Origin of the sequence: Hymenobacter metallicola (assembly GCF_004745645.1) — a bacterium.
Taxonomy (GTDB): domain Bacteria; phylum Bacteroidota; class Bacteroidia; order Cytophagales; family Hymenobacteraceae; genus Hymenobacter; species Hymenobacter metallicola.
The window spans coordinates 1,272,382-1,296,734 of the sequence record NZ_SRMB01000001.1 but is presented as its reverse complement, the minus strand read 5'-3'; the positions used below and the strand labels follow the sequence as shown (position 1 = coordinate 1,296,734).

Sequence of the window (24,353 nt, the reverse complement as noted above, 5' to 3'; positions counted from 1 at the left end):
CGTACTGTTAGGCTGAACATAGGGTTCACGTAATGTAGCTTTGCGTGAAGCTCATCCTTAGCCCCCGGGCTACGCCGCCGTGTGCAGCTCCAACTGAGGCTGTATACTGCGAAATAAGGTTTTAAGTGTACTTTCGTCTCATCAGTGGCGCGTAGTAGCGTGCTGCCGGCCCTTCCTAGCTGTTGCCTGTGTCTCCCACCACTCCCGAATCACCGACATCTATTTCCGAGGACCTGCTCGTGCAGCGACTACGCGACCGAGATGAGTCGGCCATGACGCTGTTTTACGACAAGTATTCATCGGCCCTCTACGGCGTCATCCTGCGCATTGTCAAGAAAGAGGAAATTGCCGAAGACGTCCTGCAGGAAAGTCTGGTCAAAATCTGGCATTCGTTTCAGTCCTACGATGCCAGCAAAGGCCGGTTGTTTACCTGGGTGCTAAATGTTTCGCGTAATTTAGCCATCGACAAAATCCGCTCTCGACAATACCGCGTAGGTAGTCGCACGCAGCCCATTGAAGAAAGTGCCGCGCTGCGCCAGGCCGCTACTCCCACGTTCCGACCTGAGCATATTGGTCTGCAGGAAATGACCACCAAACTTGCTCCGGAGCAAAAGCAAATCATTGACCTGCTTTATTTTGGCGGATTTACACAAAGCGAAGTGGCTGAAGAACTCAACCTTCCGCTCGGCACGGTGAAAACCCGGGCCCGGGCGGCCATCAAAGTACTAGCAAAACTGATTCGATAACCGTGAATACTCAGGAATACATCGAATCCGGTATTTTGGAAGAATACGCCCTGGGCGTACTCGACGAGGCGCAGCGCGCCGACGTGGAGCGCCTGGCGGCCCAATATCCAGAAATTCGGCAGGAGCTGGACCTCATCCAGCACGGCTTGGACTCGTATGCCCAGGCTCATACGCAAGAACCTCCGGCCGGTATGCGCGAACGGGTGCTGGCCGGCTGGCAGGCTGCTATTCACCAAGGCGCTACGACTTCGGCAACTGAACTCCCGATAGCGCCAGTGGCGGAAACAGTCGTGCGGCCCATCAGCTCCGCCCCGCAGGAAGAAATTGCACCATCCGGCTTTAATTGGATGATGGCGGCTTCGGTGGCGTTGCTGGTGCTTAGCGCGGCCGCTAACCTGATTTTGTACAATCGGTGGAAGGAGAGCGAGACGCAGCTGGTGGCTTTGCAGGCCGACCAGACGCGGGTAGCCTCGACCATGCAGGCCGTGGAAAAACGGCTTTCGACCCGAACCCAGGAGCTGGCCGTGCTGCGCAGTGAGCAGTTTAAGGCAGTAGAGCTGGCCGGTACGCCGGCCGCGCCCCAGGCCAAGGCCCGCGTATTGTATAATACGGCGACCAAAGCCGTGTACGTGGACGTTCGTAACCTGCCTACGCTGCCTCAGGGCAAGCAGTACCAGCTCTGGGCCATGGACAAAGGCAAGCCGGTGGACGCCGGGATGCTGGCTGCCGCCACAACCGCCGGCGACAGTTTGCAGCTAATGAAAAATGTGGCCAATGCCGAAGCCTTCGCCATGACGGTTGAGCCGGAAGGCGGCAGCGAAAACCCCACGATGGAAACCATGACCGTAATCGGCCGGTTTTAATAAAACATAGGTTGTTAAAGCCCTGGAAAAAGCACTGCTATGGGCTTTTTCCAGGGCTTTTCTTATTCGGAGTCCTCTCGCATAGCCAACTAAACGGTAGAAGCTACGGGTATGAGTAGCTTTGCCATAACCATTCTCTTTTTTTCGTGCACGGCTCCATTTTCAATCTGCTCAAACGTTTTGTTCAAACCCAGTACGACCATAGCACCTGGCTACGGCTAGTGGAGCTCTCGGGGCTGCACAGTGCCGATTTTGCCATGGACGAGGTATATCCGGATGCGCATATCTATGCCCTGGTGGGGCAGGCGGCCGAAATGACCGGCATCCCGGCCGAGCAGTTACAGGAAAAATTCGGCGAGTTTCTGGTGCCCGACCTAATGCTGGTCTACAAGCGCTACGTGCAGCCCGGCTGGGGCACGCTCGACATGATAGAGCACACCGAAGACGCGATGCACGGGGCCGTGCGGCGCGATGCCCCCGGCACCCGCCCGCCCATTCTGCACGTGACCCGTGTGGCAGAAAAGGAATTAAAGGTCGAGTATGAGTCGGAGCGGCGCATGGGAGCCCTGGCCGTGGGTATCATCCGCGGGCTGGCCGCTTACTTTGATGAAACCGACGAAATTGAGGTCACGCCTCTGTCCAATGAACACGAGGAAAAAGTCGTAATTCGGGTTCGGCAGCGGTAGCCCTTCGATGCCTTGTTGAAGTTGGACTCGTGAGTCCCAAGACTGCTCATTTTTCTTCCACTCTGGGCTGGTAAGCCCCGTATTTCGCTTCCCTTATGGAAAAGTCAACCTATTACAATCCCGGCGACCTGGCCAAATTTGGTAACATCTCGGAGTGGCAGCCTGAACTGGGCCGTAAGTTCTTCGAGTACTACGGCGAGGTTTTCAAGGAAGGCGCTCTGACCGAGCGGGAAAAGTCGCTTATAGCCCTGGCTGTGGCCCACGCGGTGCAGTGCCCGTATTGCATTGATGCCTACACTTCCGATTCGCTGCAGAAAGGCGCCGACGAAGCTCAGATGATGGAAGCCGTGCACGTGGCCGCGGCCATCAAAGGCGGGGCCGCCCTGGTTCATGGCGTGCAGATGATGAACAAGGCCAAGGAATTATCCATGTAAGCAAGGAATTAGAAACCCGGTGGGCCGCCCATACACTGTGGCTCACCGGGTTTTTTCCTTACGAACTACGAATATGAAACGACTTGCCTGCAGCGTGCTGAGCCTGCTCACGGCGGCCTGCGGGAGCAGCGCGCAGTCGGGTGACAACCCGGCTTATACGCAGCTGCTGCGGACGCTCTATAAAGGTACCGTGCCTACCGTGCGGCCCGCCGTCCTGGCCCAGGAGCTGCAGAAACAGCCCGGTACCATTGTGGTACTGGACACGCGTACCCCGGCCGAATACAAGGTGAGTCACTTGCAGGGAGCCCGGTTTGTAGACTTTGACCACTACGATAAAGCCTCATTCAGCGAGTTGCCCCGCGACCAGAAAATAGTGGTGTATTGCTCGGTGGGCTACCGCAGTGAGCGGGTCGGGGAGCAGTTAAAAGCCCTGGGCTTTACCCAGGTGCGGAACCTGTATGGTGGTATTTTTCAGTGGGTAAACGAAGGGCTGCCGGTGTATAATGCCCAGGGCGTCACCAGCAATGTGCACCCGTATTCCGCTTTGTGGAGTCCGTGGCTGCGGCGGGGTACCAAGGTGTACGAGTAAAGAAGTGCCATTAGGCCACATAAGCCGGGTATTCTGTCCCTGCAGCTTATTTTACTTCGTATCCGAGTGCTGAACTGAGCCTTTTAAGCGGAAGTATTCCCACAACAGTACGGCGGCCACGACACCGTATTCTAAACCAACCAGCCCGAGGTTTTCGGTGTAGGTCTTGGTTTGATACGCCGCATAGGATAGCGGAATCAGGGCCGACCATACCAGGGCATAGCGGTAGCGCGAAAACACGCTCATTGCCACCAGTGAGGTAATATACCAGGGGTGCACCGTGGTGGCCAGGGCAAAGTAGCCGGTCAGCGTGAGCAGCAGGGTTTGGGGCAAGGAGGCTAGTGTGGGGCGTTTTTCAAGCCAAATCAGGCCGAGCACCCACACTACCACTGCCAAGCCCAGCAACGTGCCTAGGCGGGCAATCTGGTTGTAGCCCGTGTACCAGTAACCGATCAGGCGAAGCAGATAATAGAGGCTGGCATTAAACTCGAACTTATGAAAGTACAGATCCAGGCTGTGGCTCAGGTTCTGCAGCAGGTCGGCAGACAGAAACGGTAAAAAAAGCGCCAGCACTGCTGCCAAGCACAGGGCAGTGTAGCGCAGAAACCGTCTCCAGCCCAGGCGGCGAAGTAGCAAGGGCAAGACCAGCAAGGGCAGCAGCTTGGCGCCTATGGCCCCGGCCAGGACACCGGCCGATAGCACCAGGCGGCCGCGCGCAAGCAGCCAAAGAGCGGCCAGTACTCCGCAAATCACCAGGGCTTCGAAGTGCAGGTTGCCGCTCAGTTCCACGATGACGAGCGGATTGAGCAGGTAATCCAGAGCCCGTTGCGCGGGCAATCCAAATTGCCGCAGCAGCGCCAGCAGCAGCAGCGCGGTAACCGTTTCGGCCGCCAGAATGTACAGCCGGAGCACCAGCAGAAAACCCGGTTTGGTGGTTGGGAACAAGCTGTGGCCCAGACCAAACAGCGCCTGGCTCACGGGCGGATACACAGAATAGTAGTGCGGCGAATTCAGCCGAGTATACAACTGCCGCGCCTCCTTACTCGACAAGGCCGCCAGGGGGCTGGGTTCAGTGGCCACGTCAGAAACCGGTACCAGCTCATCGGGGCGGTGCCGGTACGGATTTTGGCCATTGGCAACCAGGGCCCCGTCCCAGCGAAACCGGTAATAGTCGTCGGATAAGGCGGGCGTAGCGGGCAGCCACAGCAGGCGGGCGACCAGCGCTACGAGCAGGCCCGTGCCCAAGGGCAAGGGGCGCCACAACAACCAGAAGTAGGCACCAAACGCCAGGGAATACAGCCCCAGGAGCTGGCCGAAGTGGGCCCGGGGCGTGGCATAGGCCAGGACCGCGTAGGCGCCCAGGCTCAGCAGCGCTACCGTCAGCTGGCCCGCCGTAACCCGCCGTCTCATAGGGCCGTGCGGTTATGCCGGAGCGAGTAGTAGAATATTGTTCCGAAGCCTACCGTGAGCAAGCCGTGAAAGGGAAGCAGGCCGTAGTTGCGAAAGTAAAAGCCGGTGCCCAGCCCGAATAGAAAATACAGGGTGAGCAGGCCTTCCAGCACGGTCAGGCCGCTGACGCTGCTGCTGCGGTAACGGGCCGTCAGGGGCTGCATCAGGCCCATTTTGGGGGTCCGGATAAAGGCCGTGGGCCGGCGGGCTAAGCCGGCCAACACGGCCCGGCTGTTGTGCAGGGAAAGGCCCATCGACACGGCCAGAAACAGCGCGAAGCGGGGCACAAACTGCCAGGTGCTGGCCTGCGGGGCGTTGAGCCGCCAGGCGGTGTAGAAATAGTAGATCAGTGGCAAAAAGCCCAGAATACACACCGAGGCCAGCCGAAATACGGGTTTGAACTCGGCTACGTACTCGCGGATGAATACCAGCGGTACGCTGAGCAGGGCCATAAGTAGAATAGCCACGAACACGGTACTGTTGAGCAAGTGAAAGGTGGCGTGGAGCTTGGTGCTGGTTTTCTGGCCCGAGCGCAGCACCTGGCCCAGGTGCTTACGAGCCGTTTCGGCTGCGCCCTTGGTCCAGCGAAACTGTTGAGACTTCAGCGCGTCGAGGGCGGCGGGCAGCTCGGCCGGGGCCTGCACCTGGGGCAAATACACAAACTGCCAGCCGTGCAGCTGGGCCCGGTAGCTCAGGTCCAGATCTTCGGTGAGCGTATCGGCCTGCCAGCCGCCGGAGCCCGCAATACACTGGCGGCGCCACACCCCGCCGGTACCGTTAAAGTTGATGAAATGCCCGCCCAGGTTGCGGCCCACCTGCTCGATGAGAAAGTGGGCATTCAAGCCAAAGGCCTGCAACTGGGTAAGCAGGGAATCGTTTTCGTTGAGGTGGGTCCAGCGCGTTTGCACCACGCCAATTTCCGGGCCGGTAAAGTACGGCAGGGTGCGGCGCAGAAAGTCGGGCGGGGGCACAAAGTCGGCGTCGAAGATGGCAATGAACTCCCCGTCGGTTTCGTGCAGGCCGTGGGCTAGGGCTCCGGCCTTGTAGCCCAGCCGGCTGGGGCGGCGCACGTGGTCGACGCGCAGGCCCCGGGCCCGGCAGCGGGCCACGGCGGCAGCGGCTACGGCCACGGTTTCATCGGTCGAGTCGTCGAGCACCTGAATGTGGAGCCGGTCAGCCGGGTAGTCGAGGGCCGCGGCGGCCCCGATGATGCGCTCCACCACGAACAACTCATTGTAGATAGGCAGCTGTACCGTGACGCGGGGCCACTGCTCGGGCGCCGGCGGGGGCGAAGTGGCCGGGCGGCGGTAGGCGCGCCGGGCCAGGCGGGTGAGGTGAAACTGGGTAAGGCTGAAGCCCAGTACAAAGACCAGACACAGGCCGTAGAGAACCAGAAGCAGAATTTCCAGTTCTTTCATTGCAAACAAGCGGGCAAAGGACAGATCAAGACGACGGGGGCAGGCGGACTACAAATACTTAAAAATCGTCCACAAAATCTTGTAGCCGGCGCCCAGAGTGCCTTTTACCGTGCCCGAAACCTTCGAAACCCCGATGCGGCGGCGGTAGCGCACGGGCACTTCCTGGGTGCGCAGCCCCGCCTTGGCGGCCTTGAGCTGCATTTCTACCGTCCACCCATACGTGGTATCGGCCATCCGTAGTTTTTGCAGGGCCTCGGTCCGAATGGCGCGGAACGGGCCCAGGTCGGTGTAATGTACCCCGTAGAGGCGGCGCAGCAGGGTAGTGGCCAGCCAGTTGCCAAAAATCTGCTGGGGCATCATCGAGCCGCTTTCCCGCTGGCCCAACGCCCGGGAGCCGATGACCATATCGGCCTCGCCCCGGAGCAAAGGCGCCAGCAACGCCGGCATTTCCTCGGGGTAGTCGGAATGGTCGCCGTCGAGAAAGACGATGAACTGGGCCTGCTCGGCGGCGGGCTTGGCAAAGCTGTAGGCCATGCCGCACAGGCAGGCGTGGCCGTAGCCGGGCCGGTCTTCGCGCAGCACCGTAGCCCCCGCCGCCCGGGCTACCGCTCCGGTAGAGTCGCGTGAGTTATTATCCACCACTATCACCTCCGCAACCAAGCCCGCCGGAATTTCGGCCAGCACGTGGGCAATAGACTTTTCTTCGTTGAAGGCCGGGATGATAACGTGAATGCGCGGCGCGGCGGGCAAATCGGACATGGGCAAGAAAGAGGCCGCCAGCAGCACGACGATGGGAGGAAAAAGGAGGGAGCTGGCTGATAAAGTCCCGAAACCAGGTGCAAAGATGCACCATTGCTGCGGTTATCCGTTTAAGAGCACGGTTGAGCTCAAACCTTCGGCATGCCGAATAGGTTTCGGGCTATATTTGTCCTCTCTTATTCTAGTACTGCATGCTTCAGGTTGGTGACCAAGCCCCCGATTTCACGTTAAAAACGACTACCGGCGAGACGTTCCGGCTCTACGACCAGAAAGGTCGGCGCAGCATCGTGTTGTATTTCTACCCCAAAGACGATACCCCCGGCTGCACGGCGGAGGCCTGTTCTTTCCGTGACCAGTACGAGGATTTCCAGGATCTGGGCGCTGAAGTAGTCGGCGTCAGCTCCGATTCGGAAGCCTCGCACCAAAAGTTCACCCAGAAGCACCGCTTGCCGTTTCCGCTGCTGGCCGACGTGGGCGGGCGGGTCCGGAAGCTCTACGAAGTACCCCGGGCATTGCTGGGCATCATTCCCGGCCGCGTCACCTTTGTCATCGACAAAAACGGGGTTATTCAGTACATCTTCAACTCCCTGAACCGGGCCACCGACCACGTCAGTACCGCCAAGGAAGTGCTGCAAGGGCTGGAGAAATAGGTCGAGACTACCACTAAGTAGAGTATGGGAGCTTTATTGACCGATATGCTGCAGCGGGCCCAGCGCGGCCGCCGGGTAGTAGCCGTGCAAACCAGCGGGCCAATGTTTCTGGGCTACGTGCTGAGCCACAACCCGGAGTTGCTGCTGCTGCGCACCCTCACGCGCCAGGGCCTGCCCACGGGCGTGCAAACCATTAGCATGCACACCATCACCCAAGTGCACTTCGACGACCGGTACGTGCGCCTGATTGAATTCAAGGAACACAACCCCGAAGTGGTGTATTCCCTGCCCGCGGTGCCCGAGGGCATGAGCGACGAGTACCTGACCATTCCGGCCTTGCTGGAACGAGCCCAGCAGACCCGCCAGCTGCTACAGCTCGAAACCCATTCCGATACCAACTTCTACGGCTACGTAGCCCGCCTGACCGAAGACGAGCTGCTGCTGGAAGTCTACACCCAGTTTGGGGAGGCCGATGGGCACAGCGTGATGGATGTGGACAGTATCCGCAGCGTTATCTGGAGCAACGAGGACACGCGCACCATTGAGCTGCTGCGCAAGCAGCCCGGGGCTTTGGACAAGCCCGACCAGTAGGACCGTAACGGGGTAGTTGTATGCTGCCGGGCTGCGGGCGTAACTTGAGCCCCCTATGACGCTTGGCCTACTGCTTCCTACGCTTATTCTTCTGTTGCTGCTCAGCGGGCCGGCCGTGGCGTTTCTGCACGAGCTGGGCCACGCCGGGGCGGGGCGGCTGCTGGGCGGCGGACCGGTGCAGGTGTTTGTGGGCTCCTACGGCGACGCGGCCGGCAGCTTCAAGCTGCCCCTGGGCCCTCACTCGCGGCTCTACATCTTCCGCAACCCGCTGCAGTGGAGCCGGGGCCTGTGCCAGTTTCGCGAGGCGCTGCATGGCTACCGGGCTATACTGATGCTGCTGGCCGGACCGCTGCTGCCCTGGGGGTGCGCTGTCGGGCTGGTGTGGGTGGTGTTTCACACTGCCACCAACGACCTGGTCCGGCTGTGGAGTGTGGCCCTGGTTGTCGGGGCGGGCGTATCGTTGCTGGTAAATTTGCTCAACGACCCTAAGCCGCTGCCTACGGCCGGCGGCTCGGTCACCTACAACGACGGGGCTCAGCTGCGCCTGATGTGGTATTACCGCCTGCTGCCGCGGGCCTACATGCTGGCCGTGGCCGAGTACCAATCCGGCAACTTTGCCGCCGCGGCGCCGGCTCTGATGCCTTACCTGACCGCCCGGTCGTACCAGGAAAACACCATTCGCATGGTTGTGTCGGCCCTGATTCAGCTCGATGACTACGCGCAGGCCCGACAGGTGCTCGACCAATACCGCAGCTGCTGCTCGCCCATTACCCATGACTTGGTGAATGAAGGCCTGATCCGGGCCCACTTCGGGGAGTTGGCGGCAGCCCTGGCCTGCTTCGAGCAGGCGCTGGAGCTGGACCCCACCAACTCGTATGCCTTCAACAACCGGGGCTACACCCGTAACCGGGCCGGGCAGTACGCCGAGGCGGTGCCCGATTTTCGGCGGGCCCTGGAGCTGAATCCGGGCTTTGCCTATTCGCATGCCAACCTGGGGCTGGCCCTGCTGATGCTGGGCGAAACCGACGAGGGCCTGGGCCACATCCGGTATTCGCTGCGCCTGGATGATGCCAACTCGTATGCCTACCGCAACCTGGGCATCTACCACCTGCAGCGTGGAGAGCTGGACCAAGCCCGGCAGCAATTCGACCGCGCCTGGGAGCTGAACCCCGCTACCGATTTGCTGGCCGACTACCGGGGGCAGCTGCAGGCCCACCTCGACAAACAAGTCTCGAATCAATAGTGCCTAGCGGCTTGGCAATCGGGTAAGTGCAGCCCCGGTGCCGACTTCTGCGTAATCATGAGCCACTCCCTGACTTGTTTGCGCATGTTTCGTCTCCTCGTTGTTCTACTGCTGACCCTGCTGCTCACGCGCCCGGGCGCGGCCCAACCCTCCGTTCTCAATGCCACGCTGGATGGCTACGAGTATCCTTTCCCGGTGAAGTACCTGCCGCTTAAACTGGAAGGCCAGGCCTTGCGCATGGCCTACATGGATGTGCCGGCTACGGCCAGAGCCAACGGCCGCACTGTGGTGCTGCTGCACGGCAAAAACTTCTTTGGGGCCTACTGGCGCGAAACGGTGAAGGCGCTGACGGCGGCCGGCTTCCGCGTGGTAGTGCCCGACCAGATTGGCTTTGGCAAGTCCGACAAGCCCGATATTCACTACTCGTTTCATCAACTGGCCCAGAACACCCGCCGCCTGCTCGATACGCTGGGCGTGCAGAAGGCAGTAGTTGTGGGCCATAGCATGGGAGGCATGCTGGCTACCCGCTTTGCCCTGCTCTATCCTGAAGCCACGGAAAAGGTGGTGCTCGAAAACCCCATTGGCCTGGAAGACTACCGCGTAGGGGTGCCCTTTCAGAGAATAGACCAGGCCGAGGCCACCGAGCGTAAAAGCACGGAGGAAAGCATCCGGAAGTACCACGCCACGTATTATCCCAACGGCTACCCCAAAGCCCACGACGAATGGCTGCTGCCGCTGGCGGCCCAAACCAAGAGCCCGGATTTTGCCAAGGTGGCCCGCGCCAACGCCCTGACCTTCGACATGATTTACCAGCAGCCGGTTGTGTATGAGTTCAGCCGGGTGCAGGCCCCCACGCTGCTCATCATCGGGCAGTCCGACCGCACCGTAGTGGGCAAGGGCCTGATCAAAGACCCCAACGTGCTGGCCGCCATGGGGCAGTATCCGGCGCTGGGGCGGCGCACGGCGGCCCAGATCAAAGGAGCCAAGCTAGTAGCGTTGGCGCAAGTAGGGCACATTCCCCACCTCGAAGCTTTCGGAAAGTTTCGGGATGCGCTTCTGGGCTTTATACAATAACCTACGGTTTGCGCGAGGTGGCCAGCGGCGCCTGATTGGGAAACTCCAGGTCGCAGACGGCCCGGAAGCCGATGTGGGCCGCCGGGCCCTGGTAGGAGCCGCACTCCTTGGTGGCGCACTCCGAAAGCCGGTCCTGGTAGCTGCCCCCCTTGGTAACACCCTGTTCCTGCACCAGTTCGGCTACGTTGCCGGTCATGTGGTAGAGCCCCAGGCCGTTGACGGGCAAATCGTAGACGTAGCTCGGGGTGGAGGCCGCCAGAAAATAAGGGGCTTCCCGGCGGCAGTTAAACATCACAATTGCCGAGCGTTGGCGGTTAAACGCCTGAATGTCGCGCCGGATCTGGCTGACGGAGTTGGTCGAGCCCGAGCGTTGGCGCAGGTAGCCGGCCGCCTTGGGGTTCACCCCGACCTCCGCCGTCGACACCTCGTAGCCGTAGGGCAGCTTGGTGCCGTAGTTGGCCGCAAATTCCCACTCGGCTTCGGTGGGCAGGCGGTAGGTCACGCGCACGTAGTTCGGGTCGCGGGGGCTACGCACGCCCCGGTCGTGGTTCAACTGCTTGGTAACGCTGCGGCTGCGCCAGCGGCAGTATTCCAGCACCTGCTCGTAGGAAATGCCGACAACCGGGTAAAGACGGTAGAAGGGGTTGGTGAAGTAGCCCCGCACGGGCTGCACGGTCGAGTCGGGCAGGTAGAGCCTGACTTCCACCGCCGACTTGGTTTGGGCCAGGCTGTGCAGAAAGGTTTGCCACTCCACGTTGGGTACTTCCACCTCATCCATCTGAAACCGGTCCCCGATCCAGACCACGCCGGGCGGAATCACGCCTTCGTTTTCGGCCTGCTGAATTTTCAGGCTGGGCGGGGGCAGGGCCCGCAACCGGGCCAAAGCCACCGTGGCCGTGTCGGCCGCAAAGCGCAACCCAATGACGCGGGCATCGGAGAAGCCTTCGTAAGCCGGGGCGGGCGCTGCGGGGCGGGCGGCAACTTCCTCCCCGTCGGCCAGGGCCTGCTGCACCTGGGCCTCGGTCCAGAACTGCAGCGGCACCCCGGTTTGGGCGCTCTGCGTACCGGGCCGTGCGCTGGTGGGCACCCCGCCGCGGGAAGGAGCCGGAAACTGATAGCGGATAAAGGTGGCCTGGCAGGCGGTGAGCCCACTAACCATAATCAGCAGAAACAACCGACTGCAACCGGAGCTTCGCATGGTGGTAAAATTAAGATAGTATCCGCAGGCTGTCTGCGTGAATGAATGGTGAGCCTTGGTAGCGTCCCTCACGCGGCCCGTTTTCCAGGTTGAGTACACCCCGGGGGCAGGCCGTGCTGCACATGCCGCAACCTACGCAGGAAGCCCGGATAATTGGCTCTCCCCGCTGGGCATATTGCTTGACATCAATACCCATTTCGCAGACGTTGGAGCAGTTGCCGCAGCTAATGCACTGCCCGCCGTTGGTGGTGATGCGGAAGCGGGAAAAGTGCTTTTGCAACAGGCCCAGGTAGGCCGCCATGGGGCAGCCGAAGCGGCACCATACCCGGTTGCCCAGGAGCGGGTAGAAGCCCACGCCCACCACGCCCGAAAATACGGCGCCGATAACAAAGCCATAGAAGCGGTAGAGCCCATCGGCGGCGGGCCCCAAAATAGCACCCTGCCAGACGTGGTTTAGCCACATCAGCACCGTCACGAGGATGATAAGGCCCAGAATGGGGTAGATGATGCGCACTTCCCAGCGCCAGGCCTGCCGGCTTTTGTCCGACAGATGGCGGTAGGGGTCGCCGGCGGTTTCGGCCAGGCCGCCGCAGCCGCACACCCACGAGCAGTACCAGCGCTTGCCGTAAAAGTAGGTGAGCACCGGCGTGGCCAGAAACGACATAACCGCGCCCCAGAACACCATAAATACGCCCAGCGCCTGCCCGTTCTGCACCAGGTAGTCGACGGTGCCGGGCAGCAGGTAGTCGTACTTCAGGGGCCAGAAGTAGGTGAAATAGAACTCGGGCTGCTGGAAAAATTGCAGGATGCCGGGCAGCAGAAACGCAAAGCCCAGCTGAAAGAACATCACCGAACAGGTCCGGATGACTTGGTAGCGCGAGTGGCGGTATTTCCACAGCGCCCGGCCGCCCATGAGCAGGATGGCCAGCGTGTAGAAGGTGCCGTAGAGAAACCACTGGTCGGCCGGGCGCTGGCGCAGGGCCTGGCTGAAGGGGTCGAGGGTGTGCACCAAGCCGTTGAGCAAGCCAAAGTTGCCCTGGTCGTCGGGCGAGCTGTACCAGTAGAGCAGCACGTAGAAGCCCGTCAGCACCACGGCCGCCACCCAGGCCACGGCCCCGCGGCTGGTGCTGCTGCGCAGCCAGAGGTTGTTGTGCTGCACGCCGGCGGGCTTACGGCCAAACGTAAGCCACGACCATACCAGCACGGCCCCGCTGCTCAGGGCCAGCCCGGCATACAGGCTCAGGCGGGCCCGGTCGGCATCGGCATCGAAGGCGGCGACCAGTAGGGCCAGAAAACCCAGGCCGATAACGGTCAGCGTCGTTTTTTCGGCGGCCGAGACGTCGGGTAAGGGCGGCTGGGCCAGTGCCAGGCCCGCAGCAGAAGAGGAAGACATGCGAAAGAAAAGGCGAGTTGGGAGAGCGGAAGCGGGAAGCTGAGCAGTAAGTTAAGCCTTTGGCTGCAAGGAGACGTATGCACCCCGCGTTTTTTAGTGGTGGTGATGATGCCCCCCGTCGCTGGGTTTGCCAAACAGGTTCAGCAGGGAACCCACCACGTAAAGGCCGGCCCAGCACAAGTAGAGCCAGGTGAAGCCCTCGGGCATGCGGTGCACGAAGTAGCGTAGAATCAAGTGGGCTCCGCCGCTCATAATCAGGCCGGTAAGGGCTATAAACTGGTAGCTGTTCAGGGCGCTGGGGCGGTAGAGCTTGGAGAAATCCATGGGGTACTGATTGGGTGTAAGGTAAGCGAGAAGTGACCGGTCGGTGAATACACGAGTAGGGTTGCGGGTAGGTGTCCTACGTTGGGTGGGCAACACGCAACCCGGAAAAATTATCCCCAAAGGCCTTTACGGCGCCGCAACCCGGTCGCGTGCTCAGGAAACTGCTGGTTGAAGTGCTGCACGATGGCGGACTCGTGCTGGCGGTAAAATTCGGGGTCAAAATTGGCGGCGCCCAAAGCCGCCATTACCTCCCGGACCGGGGTACGGGCCGCAATCCACTGCTCGCACACGGCCTGGCGCAGGCGCAAGCCCAGGGCGTTGAAGCCGGTTACGGCAAACCCGGCGCTGTTCTCAAAATTAATGCGCAGGGCGTGGTAGCCGCTCGGGTGCTCCCAGTAAAAGGTGGCGAGGTCGGTTTGGGGGGAGGCGGGTACCCGGCCATAGGTTTGGTATTCGAGGTTGAAGAACTTGGCCGAATTAAACCACACGCCGCGCCGGTAGGGAGTCGGGCGGCCGCAGAGGGTGTGGGCTACGGTTTCGCCCTGCATGCGGCCCGTGTACCACAGCTGCTCGATGGGTACTTCGTGCTGACCCGGCTGCCGGTGCTGGGCGCAGTCGCCGGCGGCATACACGTGGGGCACGCTGGTTTGCAGCAGCTCATCCACCAGAATGCCCCGGTCGGTTTCCACGGCCGTACCCTGCACCAGGGCCAGGTTGGGCGTCACGCCGGTTGCCAGCCCCACCCAGTCGCAGGCCAGTTCTTCCCCCGCCGTGGTGCGCACGGCCCGTACCCGGCCGTCGGCATCGCCCAGGATTTCGGCCAGCTCGGTTTGGTAGCGCACTTCTACGCGGCTTTCCTCGAATTGCTGATCAATCAGCCGGGCTTCGGCGGCGGGCAGCACCGAGCCCCAGTAGTGCGCGTCGCGCACCAGCACGGTGGCGGCAATGCCGCGCGAATGCAGCATTTCGGCCAGCTCTACGCCAATCAGCCCGCCGCCGACCACCACGCCCCGCCGGATGCCGCGGGTTGTTTCTTCCATTCGGGCCAGGTCGGGCAGGCCATACAGGCCCTGCACGCCCCGCAGGTGCTGGCCGGGCCAGTCGGCCCAGCGGCTCACCGAGCCGGTGGCCAGCAGCAGCTTATCGTAGGCAAGCGTCTGGCCGGAACTCAGGCTTACCTGCCGCTGCTCCACGTCGAGGCCGGTGGCGGTGGCCTCTACCAGCGTGAGGCGGTTCTCGGTCCAGAACCAGTCTTCGTAGGGCTTAATATCCTGGGGACGCAGGTGGCCCATATACACGTACATCAGGGCCGTGCGCGAGTAGTGATGCGCACTTTCGTCGGAAACCAGGGTAATCTGGGCTTCGGGCTGCAGGCGCCGCACGGTGAGGGCTGCCGTGACGCCGGTAATGCCATTGCCAATGATAAGAAGGCGCATACGGGGTGAAAAGCGCGAAAAAAAGAGGGCTGAAGTCAAATGTAGGCCACCCGCTGCACAATCCGGTTGCCGGGCGGTTACGTTTGTGGCGTCAGGTTTGCCGGAAGGCTGAGCCACTGTTATCAAACTTACTTTTTTCGCTCATGTTTGGATTTTCCCTCAGGGCCGGGGTTGGCCGGTTGGTTGTGCTGCTCCTGCTATGCCAGTGCCTAACGCTGCACGCCGCGCCGGCCGATGTAAAGGCGCTGGCTGCCGCAGCCACGGTTTTTCTGCACAAGCACGTGGGCTCCGACGGACAGGTCGACTACCGCGCCATCAAGCGCAGTCCGGCCGAGTTGCAAGGGCTGCTGAAGCAGGTTCAGACCCTGAGCGTACAGCCGCTCTCGGCGGCCGAGAAAAAAGCCTTCTATCTGAATGCCTACAATCTGACCGTCATCGGGGCCGTGGTCGAAAGCTATCCGCTGACTTCGGTTATGAAAGTGCCGGGCTTTTTTGACAAGCAGCAGCGCGTGGTGGCCGGGGAGAAAATGACGTTGAACGAGCTGGAAAACAACAAGCTGCGCACCCCCTACAACGACCCGCGGGTGCACTTTGCCCTGGTGTGTGCGGCCAAGGGCTGCCCCCGGCTGAGCCAGGACGCCTACACCCCGGCGACCCTCGAGGCGCAACTGACGGCCCAGGCCCAGCGGGTCCTGCAGGACCCCACCTTTATCCGGGTGCAGGAGGACTCGAAAAAAGTACTGGTTTCCGAAATCTTCAAGTGGTACGAGGCCGATTTCAAGGCCACCGGCAAGCCCCTGCTGGGCTATATCAACCAGTTTCGGGCGGCCCGGCTGCTGCCCGCCGGCTTGGCGGTCGAGTATTATACCTACGACTGGGCCCTGAACGAGGGCCGCCGCTAGCCAACTTCGGGGCCGCGGGTGCGTAAGCAGAAAGCAAACCCCACTGTTCAACCTCAGCACCTACCATCATGGCTATCGATAACGAAAACGAGGAAATCACCGCGGCCGCTAACTTTCGCAAAAACGAAGGACTGGAAAAGGAGCGGGAGTATAAGGAAGGCGAAAGCAACGGCAAAGCCTCCGACGACCCCTCGGCTCACCGCAACATGGGCGCCAACGGCTACACCCAGCGCAGCGACCAGAAAGACCAGCTCGAAAACCTGCACATCGGCGGCGACGAAACCACCCCTCAGGGTGGCAACGATCATTACGGGGCCGGCGAACAAGCCCAAGGCCCGGGGTTTGAGGCGGAAGGCAGCTACGAAAAGGACATGGACCTGCGCACCCGTGAGCAACAGTTTGGCGACGAAAAGCCCAGCGGCCCGCCCAAGCTGCCCCGCGACTAACCCGCTTTATCCTGCCAGTAAAAAAGCCCCGTATCTAAAAATACGGGGCTTTTTTTGCGCTATAAAGTACTGGTCTCAGGCAGGAAATACGCCCTAACGCCTTTGGGGGAAAGTAGTTAGGTCAGGGTGCCGCCCTACGGGTAAAGCTGGCCTGAGGTTACAGAAATGTTAGGTAGGTAAATGAGTTATTCTATATCTTTAGAAACCCTTACTGAAGCCGCGCCAGCTTGAGCCTCTTTATTGACTTGAATGGCTGCTTGCCAGGAGGCTGACCGAGCATTTTCTTACCCCACCACATTTCTCACATCTATGAGCATTTCTACCCCTTCTAACGAACCCGAAAACGATGATGCCACGCTGCTGGCCAGTGAGGAAGACGAGCTTTCCTCCGGCAACGGGCGCCTGGCTATAATTGTAGGGGCTATCGTGTTGTTTGCCGGTTTGGGCTATGCTTTTGTTCCTGCCCAAACCGCGAAATCGGCTATTTCTACCGTTATGCCTTCCTTCGTGCTGGGCGATGCTACCGTGACGGGCACCCGGCAGGAAGAAGAGAAACCTACCGAGGAAGTTGAGGCCGAAGCCGCTACGATTACCCCGACCACAGTGGCGGCGAAACCTGTAGCAGCTCGTCCTGCTGCCACTGCCGCTGCGGCAGTTCAGCCTGCCCAGGCTGCCGAAGCGGCGCAGCCTCAGGTGGCCCCCGAGCCGGAGCCCGTAGCGGCGGCTCCCGCCGCCCCCGCCGAGCCGACTACCGTTACCTTGTCGGGGCGTATTCTGGATGAGAATGGCCGCCCGCTGGCGGGTGCGACTGTGCTCGTCAAAGGCTCGCACAAAGGCACCGGCACCGATGCCAATGGCAACTACACCCTGGAAGTACCCGCCGGCGACAACACGCTGGTGTACGGCTACGGCGGCTACCAGGACCAGGAAATGCGGGCCCGCGGTGGTCAGCCCGTCAACGTGACGCTTACCCCGTCCGAAGGTCGCCGCCGTCGGCGCTAGGCTGATTCTTCACGCGGTAGTTACTCCAATAGAAAAGGCCGCCCGGTACCGGGCGGCCTTTTCTATTGGAGTAACTACCGCATTTATTGAGGTGAGGAACCGGAAAAACGCTTGCCAAATAAAAAGAACACCGGCACCCCAAGGGCTACCAGCATCAGGCCGCGGCGCGAGAACAGGGCGGTGTCTTCGGCCACCAGCAGGATAACGCAGAAAACCGAGGCCAGCACGATGTAAATAAGCGGCAGCACGGGGTAGCCCCAGGCGCGGTAGGGGCGGGGGGCCTCGGGCCGGGTGCGGCGCAGCACGAAAATGCCGATGATGGTAATGACGTAAAACAGAATTACCGAGAACATCACGTAGTTGAGCAACTGCCCGTACGAGCCGCTTAGGCACAGCAGGCAGGCCCACAGGCACTGAGCCCACAAGGCCCGGGCCGGTACGCCGGCCGCATTCAGGCGGGCCAGGCCGGGGAAAAACAGGCCGTCCTTGGCCATGGCGTAGTAGGCCCGGGCCCCCGACAGGATAATGCCGTTGTTAGCGCCAAACGTGCTGAGCATAATGAGCACGGCCATAACCACAGCCCCGGCCGACCCAAGCACGTTCTCGGCTACGGCAGTGGCGACCCGGTCGTCGGTGGCGTACTGAATGCCGCGGCCGGCTAGGGTAGTAGCATCCGGGGAGCCTACCAGGGGCAGGGCCAGCAGATACACCACGTTTACCAGAATATAGAGCGCCGTCACGATGGCCGTACCAATGGCCATGCTGCGCACCAGGGTCCGTTCGGGGTTCACGATTTCCTCGCCCGCGAAGCCGATGTTGTTCCAGGAGTCGGAGGAAAACAGGGAGCCGGTCATGGCCATGCCAATGGCAACCACCAAGCCGCTCAGGCTCAACGGCAACGGGGCCGCCGAAACGCCCGGGGCGGGGTAGCGCACGGCCGTCCACATGTCGTGGAAGTTGGCCTGCACAGCTTCGGCATTGAGGCCCAGGGTCAGGCCGCCAATGATGAGCAGAGCCAGGGCCACGAGTTTGGTGCTGCTCAGTACGTTCTGAATCAGCTTGCCAGCCCGCACGCCCCGGGCGTTGATGGCCGTGATGCCGATAATAAGCAGGATGGCCAGCAGCTGCACGCTGCTAAACTCAAAGGCGTAGTCGCCGACCAACGGGCCGGTTTTTACCAGCATATTCTTCACGCTGAACCACGGGACCAGCACGCCGGTGAACTTGGCAAAGGCCACGGCCACGGCCGCAATGACGCCGGTCTGGATGACCAGAAACAGCGTCCAGCCGTAGAGAAAGGCCACCAGCTTGTTGTAGGCTTCGCGCAGATACACGTACTGGCCGCCCACTTTGGGAAACATGGAGGCCAGCTCGCCGTAGCTCACGGCCCCGGCCAGAGTGATAACGCCCGTGAGCAGCCACACCACCAGCAGCCAGCCGCTGGAGCCGACCTGCCGGGAAATATCGGCTGAGACGATAAAGATACCGGAGCCTATCATGCTGCCGGTCACAATCATGACGGCATCGAAAAGAGTAATGGCGCGCTGAAAGTGGCCTTGTTGTTCGGGCATAAAGCTGGGGTCAGGGTTTTTGAGGGCCGGAAGATAGAAAAGAAACGGCCTGCTTTACCAAGCGGGCCGTTTCTACGCTTATCCGAAGTCTTATTAATCAGCACCCAGGCCCGGAAAGCACGCCGGCCACCCCCGTTTGGGTGACGTTAGAACTCGCTCCGGTCATACCAGCTGCGCATGCGCCACGGGTCCGTGCGGTTCTTGCGAACCAGCACCAGCCGGGCACTGCCGGCCCCGGTAAAGGCCTGGTTGTCGCGCTGCTCGATGGTGAGGCTAAAGGAGCGTTCCACGTAGACGAGCGTATCTGAGAAGGCTGTGTCGGAGGTGGGCAGGTACTGAGTCCACTGCAGGTTGGCGGTGCGGGCGGCCCGAAACAGGCGGTAGGTGGTATTTACTTCCACGTCGCGGTTCCAGGAGCGGTCCACATTATTAGCAAAGTCGCGGAAGGTGAAAATAAAGCGGCGGTCCAGCAGCTGCCCGTACAGGGTGGAGTCGCGGAGCTGGTAGCTGGCCCGAAACCGCTCGAAAAAGCCCCGCACCGTCACGGGGTTGCCCAGCAGCTGGTTGGGGTCGGTGGGCACATCGTCGAGGCTGGGCGCAAACGGGTTGCAGGCCGCTGCTACTGCCAGCAGGCCTACGGCCAGCAGCCCGGTACGGCGGCGGGCAGCGGGTGAGCGTACTAGGGAAACCAGCCAGGAAGCCATACGAGCAGGAGAGAGGGGGCGCTAATGGGTAATAAAGTACTTTTTCAAATCGGTCCAGCTGGGCCGGGCCGAGGTGCGCTGGTCGCGCCAGCCCGCTATTTTCCACTCATTGTTGCGTCGCCGTACCAGCAGCCGGAGGTTGCCCTCAAGTACCGTGGCCCGGAAAGCCGTGTCCTGCTGGGTAATCCGCAGCTGGTACAAGCCCGATACTTCGGCCGAGTCGGCCGTAAAAAACTGGTCGCGCCGGTCCGTCAGTACCAGCTGGTTGGTGGCCGTAGCGGGCGTGCGGCGGCGCAGGCTGTTAAAGTAGTCCCGCTCTTCGCTCACGCTCCAGTTGGCAAACAGGGAAGCCGCCGTGCCAGCCGCCGTGGGGTCGGGGATAAACCGGAAGCCCGGGCCGCTGAAGCACCGCTCGTAGTTGGTCACGTTGGGCCGTTGGATAGCGGCCGTGAAGTTGGCCAGCAGTAAATCAATCTGGGTGGGCGTAATCCAGTCGCTGGCTGCATCGGCGGGCTCGGGCTCCCGAATCTGAAAGCACCCGGTGCTAAGCAGAGCCGGTAAGCAGAGCAAGAACCGATACAAAAGAGGCATAAAAGGGCAAAAGAAGATATCCTCTCCAAGATACACATCGTACCTGAATCCTGGCGCCGGACTTCAGCCCCGTTCGTCTCTACTTGCGAGGGGGGAGGCAGTTGCGAAAAACGTTTGGCTCGTATGTACCCTCTTCTGAGCAGAGTTTGCGGACCGGCTACGCTTTGCCCGCAAGCCCCGGAGCCGCGCCCGCGCCCACTTGGGCGGCGAATACCTATTTTTGCCGCCCGCATCTTCCCACCGCCACCGCGTAATGTCGCAAAAGCTTCTGGTGTTTCTGATAGGCTTGCTGCTGGTTTCGGCCCTCGGCTCCTATGTATACTATCGCCGCGCCGTGGCCAGCGTCCCCGTCGACCCCTGGGCCCTGGTGCCCGACGATGCCGTGTTTGTAGCCGCCACCCGCGACCACGCCACGCTGGTGCGTCACCTGAAGGAAACTCAGCTCTGGGACAATCTTACGGCCGTGCGCTACTTTCAGCAGGTGGAGGAGCACGTAGTGCTGGTCGACAGCATTATCAGCAGCCGCAACGCCGTGCTGCGCTTTCTGGGCACTAAAAAAGTATTGACCTCAATTCACGTAACCGGCGCCCGGACCTTCGACGTGCTGTTTCAGGTGCCCATTGGGAGCGTGCGCGAATACCGGCAGGTGCGTACCCTGGTGGACGGCCTACGACGCGACGGGCGCTACCAGGTGAGTGCCCGCGACTACCAGGGCGAGCAGCTGACCGACATCCGGGAGCGGGCCACCGACGAGGGTATTACCTTTTTCAACTACCGCAACCACTTGGTAATGAGTGCCAACGCGGCTTTGGTAGAGGCCGTGGTGCAGCGCCTGCAACACCCAAACGTGCCCTCGGTAGCGGCCGACTTTCAAAGCACCGACTTTCTGCAGCTTAAGGATGTGGACGCCACGCTGCTGATTAACTACCGGCGCCTGCCCCGGTTTCTGAGCGTGTTTTTTAGGGACCAAGCCGAGCCGGGCGTGGCCGCCGTGACCAGCCTAGCCCGTAATGGCCAGCTGGAAATGAAGCTGGCGGGCAACAAGGTCGTCTTCAACGGCTTTGCTAACCCCGAAACCACCCGCGACGCCCTGCACCGCCGCCTACGCCAGCAGCCGGCCCAGCGTCTGCGCATGGCCGATGTGCTGTCGTTGCGCACGGCGGTGCTGGTGCACCTCGGGCTCGGGCAGGCGCAGGTGTTGCGCCCGGCCCGCCCGCTGGCCACCGATTCGCTAAGCCAGCAGGCCGCACCCCTGCTCGACAGCCTGGCGGCGGGCCTCTCGGAGGAAGTAGCCCTGTGCTACCTGGCCACGCCCTCCGCCCGAATCCGGCCGGCCAAGCTGGCCCTGGCCTACTGTCAGAATCCGGTGAAAACGGCCACCTTCCTGGGCCAGCTGCGGCGCCTGAGCGGGGCCAGCCCGGCCTTCGAGCGGGTAGGGCCCTACCAGATTTACGAAACCGGCCTGCCCGAACTACCCGCGCGGCTGCTGGGCTCCATGTTCACCGACTTCGGGCCGGCCGCCGTGGCCCAGGTGGGTAATTACGTGGTGTTTGGACCCGATGCGGCGGCCCTGCGCCTCTGGCTGACCGATGTGGTAGCCGGGGAGGTCTGGAGCCGCTCACCCACCCAGGTAGCCTTTCTGCAGGAAACCCAGCCCCTGGCCCGTATGCGGGTACTCATCGACACGCGCAACAGCTGGAATGTGCTGCTGCGGGCCCTGGTGGAAGAACGGCGGGCGGGCCTGCTGCGCAACGAAACCCTGTTTCAGCGCTTTCCGCAGATTGCTCTGCAGTTTGTGCCGTCGGCCAACGAAGCCGAGCCCGATGCCCAGTATTTCACCCAGCTGGTGTTGCGTCATCCGGCAATTGGGCCGGCAGTAGCCAAGCCCCAATCGGCCAGTGGTACGGGTGGGGCCCTGGCATTCAAAACGCCGCTGACCAGTGCGCCCACGCTGGTGCCGGTTACGGGGGCGCGGGTGCCGGGGGTGCTGGTGCAGGACGCCCAGCAGGTGCTGCACTACGTGACGCCCGATAACGTGGTGGCCTGGTCCGACTCGTTGCCCGGGCCGCTGGTGAGCCCCATCCGCCGAATTGCCCTCGATAACAGCAACGGCTACCTGTTTGCCACAGCCTCCCAGGTGCATTTTCTGGATGAAAGAAGCCGGGAGCTGCCGAATTTCCCCCTGAACCTGCCCGACAGCGTGCAGGCTACTTCCCTGGTCGTGTCGCCGGTGAACGGGCGGACCGCCCCGCGCCTGCTCGTGGGCGGGGGTGGCAGCAACCTGTTCCTGTACGACACCAACGGGCGGGCTTTTGCTGGCTGGCAGCCCAAGCGCATGGAGTTTGGCTTGGCCGCCCCTCCGCACTACCTGGTCGTCGACGGGCGCGACGTGATTGTGGTGCTGCTGGAAAACGGCTACATCTACGCCTACGACGAGCAAGGCAGCGTGTACCCCGGCTTCCCTATCAGCGTAGGAGCCCGGCTGCACTCGGGGGCTTTTGTGGAAAGCGGGGCTTCGCTGCGCCGCTCCCGCCTGACGGTGGTTACTCAGCACGGCGAGCGGGTAAGCTTCAACCTCAGCGGCGACATCGTGACTCGGAGCCGGGTAGCTACCTGGAGCCGCAGCTCCGTCTTTCAGCTTATTCCCGACCAGGCCCAGGGCAGCTACATTGTGGCCCGGGAAGAAGGCGGGCGGGTGAGTCTGTTTGAACCCACCGGCCGCCAGCTGCTCGCCCAGAGCTTTGTCACTTCCAGCCCCAAGCCGGTACAGTTCCTGAACTTCGGGCCCGCCCGCCGCGCCTACGTGCTAACCGAGCCCGGCCCGCACAAGGCCTACATCTACGACACCCAGGGCCGTCTGGTCGGGGGGCAGCCCTTCGACAGCAGCACCGGCACGGTGGGCATCGACTATGATGCCGGCACCGATACCTACCATCTGTACCGGGTTATTGGCAACGAACTACGGCGCACGGCGCTGAAGATGAACTAGTTATTGGTTGCTAGTTGTCAGCGCAAACGCCGGCACGACTTAACAACGGACAACTATCTATTCGTCAGCCAGCCTTTGCGGTAAAAGTAAACCAATTGGCCGCACACAATCAGGGCCAGTAAGCCCAGCAGGGCCGGGTAGCCCCAGGGCTCGTAGAGTTCGGGCATGTTCAGGTGATTGACGGTGCCGTCGGGGTTTTCGCGCTGAAAATTCATCCCGTAGAGGCCCACCACGAAGCTCAGCGGAATAAAGATGCTGCTGATAATGGTCAGCACCTTCATTACCTCGTTCATGCGGTTGCTCTGGTCGGAGAGAAACAGATCCATCAGGCTGCTGATAGATTCGCGGTAGCTCTCGGCCAGGTCCATGGCCTGAATGGCGTGGTCGTAGCAGTCCTTGAAATACACCTTGATTTCCTCGGACACGACGTTGTCGGGCATGCGCAGGATTTCGGCAATTTTCTCCCGCTCGGGGTACACCAGGCGGCGAAAGCGCACGATATCCTTCTTGATCTGCAGGATGCGGCTGAGCAGGTGGCGGTTGGGGCGCCCGTTAAAAATCCGGTCTTCCAGGACCTCGATATAGTCGCCGATGGCGGCCATGGTGGGGTAGTAGTGGTCGAGCACGACGTCGGTCAGGGCGTAGGCCAAGTATACCGGCGACTTATGCCGAATCAGGCTGAAGCCCGAGCGCAGGCGGTTGCGTACCGAGTCGAGGCAGTCTTCGTAGTCGTCCTGAAAGGAGATGACAAAGTTGGGGCCCGTAACCAGGGAAAGCTGGTCGTCGTCGATTTCCAGCAGGGACGTGAAGTCGGTCATGCGCGACACCAGAAACAGGCGGTTGTCGTCGAACACGTCCACTTTGGCCCGCTGGTAGTCGCCCAGCACGTCCTCCATGTGCAGGGCATGAATGCGGAAGTCCTGCATCAGGCGCTGCAGCAGGCCCAGGTCGTTGTAGCCGCGCACGTCTATCCAGTGCTTTAGCTGCGGGTTGGCTTGAAAGTAGGCCAGCAGGTCGTCGTAATTGCGGTATTCGGATTCCTGAAAAAACGAGTCGCTGTAGGAAATCAGGAACAGCCGCGGGACCAGAGAGCCTTCCCGGATGGTGAGCGTGCCGGGCCGCTGGCCCACCTGCTGCTCGCGGGCCTGCTGGGTGGCGGCCCGATCGGAAACGCCCGCGTGCAGGGGCGCTGGCTCGGGCTCCACGGTGGGCACGGGGGGCAAGTCGGGCGAAGAGGTAGGGGTAAAGGCGGTCATGTGCGGAATATAGGGGCGCGGGGCTTCTACGTAAAGGCG

At 61.5% G+C, this 24,353-nt stretch carries 24 protein-coding genes; 13 read left to right on the top strand and 11 right to left on the bottom strand.

What is annotated here, in order from left to right:
- The first annotated feature begins 188 nt into the window (after positions 1 to 188).
- From E5K02_RS05510 to E5K02_RS05490, 5 genes are all read left to right on the top strand, one after another.
- Positions 189 to 746 (top strand): RNA polymerase sigma factor, encoded by a 558-nt coding sequence (locus E5K02_RS05510; RefSeq protein WP_240737159.1) that lies wholly within the window; start codon positions 189 to 191, stop codon positions 744 to 746.
- Between the two features lie 2 nt (positions 747 to 748).
- The gene (locus E5K02_RS05505; RefSeq protein ID WP_135392856.1) at positions 749 to 1,609 is read left to right on the top strand and encodes an anti-sigma factor; all 861 of its coding nucleotides are present in this window, start codon (positions 749 to 751) and stop codon (positions 1,607 to 1,609) included.
- A 146-nt stretch (positions 1,610 to 1,755) separates the two neighbouring features.
- Positions 1,756 to 2,295 (top strand): heme NO-binding domain-containing protein, encoded by a 540-nt coding sequence (locus tag E5K02_RS05500; RefSeq protein WP_135392855.1) that lies wholly within the window; start codon positions 1,756 to 1,758, stop codon positions 2,293 to 2,295.
- A 95-nt stretch (positions 2,296 to 2,390) separates the two neighbouring features.
- Entirely contained in the window at positions 2,391 to 2,729 is a 339-nt protein-coding gene (locus tag E5K02_RS05495; RefSeq protein ID WP_135392854.1) for an arsenosugar biosynthesis-associated peroxidase-like protein, read from the top strand.
- A 73-nt stretch (positions 2,730 to 2,802) separates the two neighbouring features.
- Positions 2,803 to 3,318: a rhodanese-like domain-containing protein gene (locus E5K02_RS05490; RefSeq protein WP_135392852.1), complete on the top strand. Its 516-nt coding sequence runs from the start codon at positions 2,803 to 2,805 to the stop codon at positions 3,316 to 3,318.
- A gap of 51 nt (positions 3,319 to 3,369) precedes the next feature.
- Here E5K02_RS05490 and E5K02_RS05485 read toward each other — a convergent pair whose 3' ends face one another.
- Genes E5K02_RS05485 through E5K02_RS05475 form a run of 3 tightly spaced genes read right to left on the bottom strand, consistent with a single transcriptional unit; the run spans position 3,370 to position 6,944 of the window.
- A complete protein-coding gene (locus tag E5K02_RS05485; protein ID WP_135392850.1) occupies positions 3,370 to 4,728 on the bottom strand; it encodes a hypothetical protein in 1,359 nt (452 codons plus the stop codon).
- Positions 4,725 to 6,185: a cellulose synthase family protein gene (locus E5K02_RS05480; protein WP_135392848.1), complete on the bottom strand. Its 1,461-nt coding sequence runs from the start codon at positions 6,183 to 6,185 to the stop codon at positions 4,725 to 4,727. Before E5K02_RS05480 ends, E5K02_RS05485 begins: the two co-directional genes overlap by 4 nt.
- A gap of 48 nt (positions 6,186 to 6,233) precedes the next feature.
- Positions 6,234 to 6,944, bottom strand: coding sequence for a glycosyltransferase family 2 protein (locus E5K02_RS05475; RefSeq protein ID WP_135392846.1), 711 nt, complete (start codon positions 6,942 to 6,944; stop codon positions 6,234 to 6,236).
- A 191-nt stretch (positions 6,945 to 7,135) separates the two neighbouring features.
- On the opposite strand from E5K02_RS05475, the gene E5K02_RS05470 reads away from it, so the two are divergent.
- The 4 genes from E5K02_RS05470 to E5K02_RS05455 all read left to right on the top strand — a co-directional run bounded on the left by E5K02_RS05470 (position 7,136) and on the right by E5K02_RS05455 (position 10,502).
- Positions 7,136 to 7,594, top strand: a complete 459-nt coding sequence (locus E5K02_RS05470) for a peroxiredoxin (RefSeq protein ID WP_135392844.1) — start codon at positions 7,136 to 7,138, stop codon at positions 7,592 to 7,594.
- Between the two features lie 24 nt (positions 7,595 to 7,618).
- Entirely contained in the window at positions 7,619 to 8,185 is a 567-nt protein-coding gene (locus tag E5K02_RS05465) for a hypothetical protein (protein WP_135392842.1), read from the top strand.
- Positions 8,186 to 8,240: 55 nt separating this feature from the next.
- On the top strand, positions 8,241 to 9,428 hold the full coding sequence (locus E5K02_RS05460; protein ID WP_135392840.1) for a tetratricopeptide repeat protein: 1,188 nt from the start codon (positions 8,241 to 8,243) through the stop codon (positions 9,426 to 9,428).
- Between the two features lie 84 nt (positions 9,429 to 9,512).
- On the top strand, positions 9,513 to 10,502 hold the full coding sequence (locus E5K02_RS05455) for an alpha/beta fold hydrolase (protein ID WP_135392838.1): 990 nt from the start codon (positions 9,513 to 9,515) through the stop codon (positions 10,500 to 10,502).
- A gap of 1 nt (position 10,503) precedes the next feature.
- On the opposite strand, the gene E5K02_RS05450 is transcribed toward E5K02_RS05455, so the two are convergent.
- The 4 genes from E5K02_RS05450 to E5K02_RS05435 all read right to left on the bottom strand — a co-directional run bounded on the left by E5K02_RS05450 (position 10,504) and on the right by E5K02_RS05435 (position 14,853).
- Complete coding sequence (locus tag E5K02_RS05450) at positions 10,504 to 11,700, bottom strand: formylglycine-generating enzyme family protein (RefSeq protein ID WP_135392836.1); 1,197 nt, start codon at positions 11,698 to 11,700, stop codon at positions 10,504 to 10,506.
- A 10-nt stretch (positions 11,701 to 11,710) separates the two neighbouring features.
- Complete coding sequence (locus E5K02_RS05445; protein WP_135392834.1) at positions 11,711 to 13,093, bottom strand: 4Fe-4S binding protein; 1,383 nt, start codon at positions 13,091 to 13,093, stop codon at positions 11,711 to 11,713.
- A 93-nt stretch (positions 13,094 to 13,186) separates the two neighbouring features.
- Positions 13,187 to 13,417 carry a hypothetical protein gene (locus E5K02_RS05440; protein WP_135392832.1) on the bottom strand — a complete coding sequence of 77 codons (231 nt, stop codon included), beginning with the start codon at positions 13,415 to 13,417 and terminating at the stop codon, positions 13,187 to 13,189.
- A 110-nt stretch (positions 13,418 to 13,527) separates the two neighbouring features.
- Positions 13,528 to 14,853: an NAD(P)/FAD-dependent oxidoreductase gene (locus tag E5K02_RS05435; protein ID WP_135392830.1), complete on the bottom strand. Its 1,326-nt coding sequence runs from the start codon at positions 14,851 to 14,853 to the stop codon at positions 13,528 to 13,530.
- 143 nt (positions 14,854 to 14,996) lie between these two features.
- Between E5K02_RS05435 and E5K02_RS05430 the strand changes: the two genes are divergently transcribed.
- From E5K02_RS05430 to E5K02_RS05420, 3 genes are all read left to right on the top strand, one after another.
- Positions 14,997 to 15,755: a DUF547 domain-containing protein gene (locus tag E5K02_RS05430; protein ID WP_135392828.1), complete on the top strand. Its 759-nt coding sequence runs from the start codon at positions 14,997 to 14,999 to the stop codon at positions 15,753 to 15,755.
- 68 nt (positions 15,756 to 15,823) lie between these two features.
- On the top strand, positions 15,824 to 16,201 hold the full coding sequence (locus E5K02_RS05425) for a hypothetical protein (RefSeq protein ID WP_135392826.1): 378 nt from the start codon (positions 15,824 to 15,826) through the stop codon (positions 16,199 to 16,201).
- A 309-nt stretch (positions 16,202 to 16,510) separates the two neighbouring features.
- On the top strand, positions 16,511 to 17,203 hold the full coding sequence (locus tag E5K02_RS05420) for a carboxypeptidase-like regulatory domain-containing protein (RefSeq protein WP_167856293.1): 693 nt from the start codon (positions 16,511 to 16,513) through the stop codon (positions 17,201 to 17,203).
- Between the two features lie 83 nt (positions 17,204 to 17,286).
- On the opposite strand, the gene E5K02_RS05415 is transcribed toward E5K02_RS05420, so the two are convergent.
- From E5K02_RS05415 to E5K02_RS05405, 3 genes are all read right to left on the bottom strand, one after another.
- Positions 17,287 to 18,774, bottom strand: a complete 1,488-nt coding sequence (locus E5K02_RS05415; protein WP_135392822.1) for an APC family permease — start codon at positions 18,772 to 18,774, stop codon at positions 17,287 to 17,289.
- A gap of 146 nt (positions 18,775 to 18,920) precedes the next feature.
- Positions 18,921 to 19,478: a hypothetical protein gene (locus E5K02_RS05410; RefSeq protein ID WP_135392820.1), complete on the bottom strand. Its 558-nt coding sequence runs from the start codon at positions 19,476 to 19,478 to the stop codon at positions 18,921 to 18,923.
- A gap of 21 nt (positions 19,479 to 19,499) precedes the next feature.
- Complete coding sequence (locus tag E5K02_RS05405; protein ID WP_135392818.1) at positions 19,500 to 20,069, bottom strand: hypothetical protein; 570 nt, start codon at positions 20,067 to 20,069, stop codon at positions 19,500 to 19,502.
- 253 nt (positions 20,070 to 20,322) lie between these two features.
- Between E5K02_RS05405 and E5K02_RS05400 the strand changes: the two genes are divergently transcribed.
- Positions 20,323 to 23,058 (top strand): ligand-binding sensor domain-containing protein, encoded by a 2,736-nt coding sequence (locus tag E5K02_RS05400; protein WP_135392816.1) that lies wholly within the window; start codon positions 20,323 to 20,325, stop codon positions 23,056 to 23,058.
- Between the two features lie 53 nt (positions 23,059 to 23,111).
- Here E5K02_RS05400 and corA read toward each other — a convergent pair whose 3' ends face one another.
- Positions 23,112 to 24,314, bottom strand: coding sequence for a magnesium/cobalt transporter CorA (gene corA, locus E5K02_RS05395; RefSeq protein ID WP_135392814.1), 1,203 nt, complete (start codon positions 24,312 to 24,314; stop codon positions 23,112 to 23,114).
- Between the last annotated feature and the right edge of the window lie 39 nt (positions 24,315 to 24,353).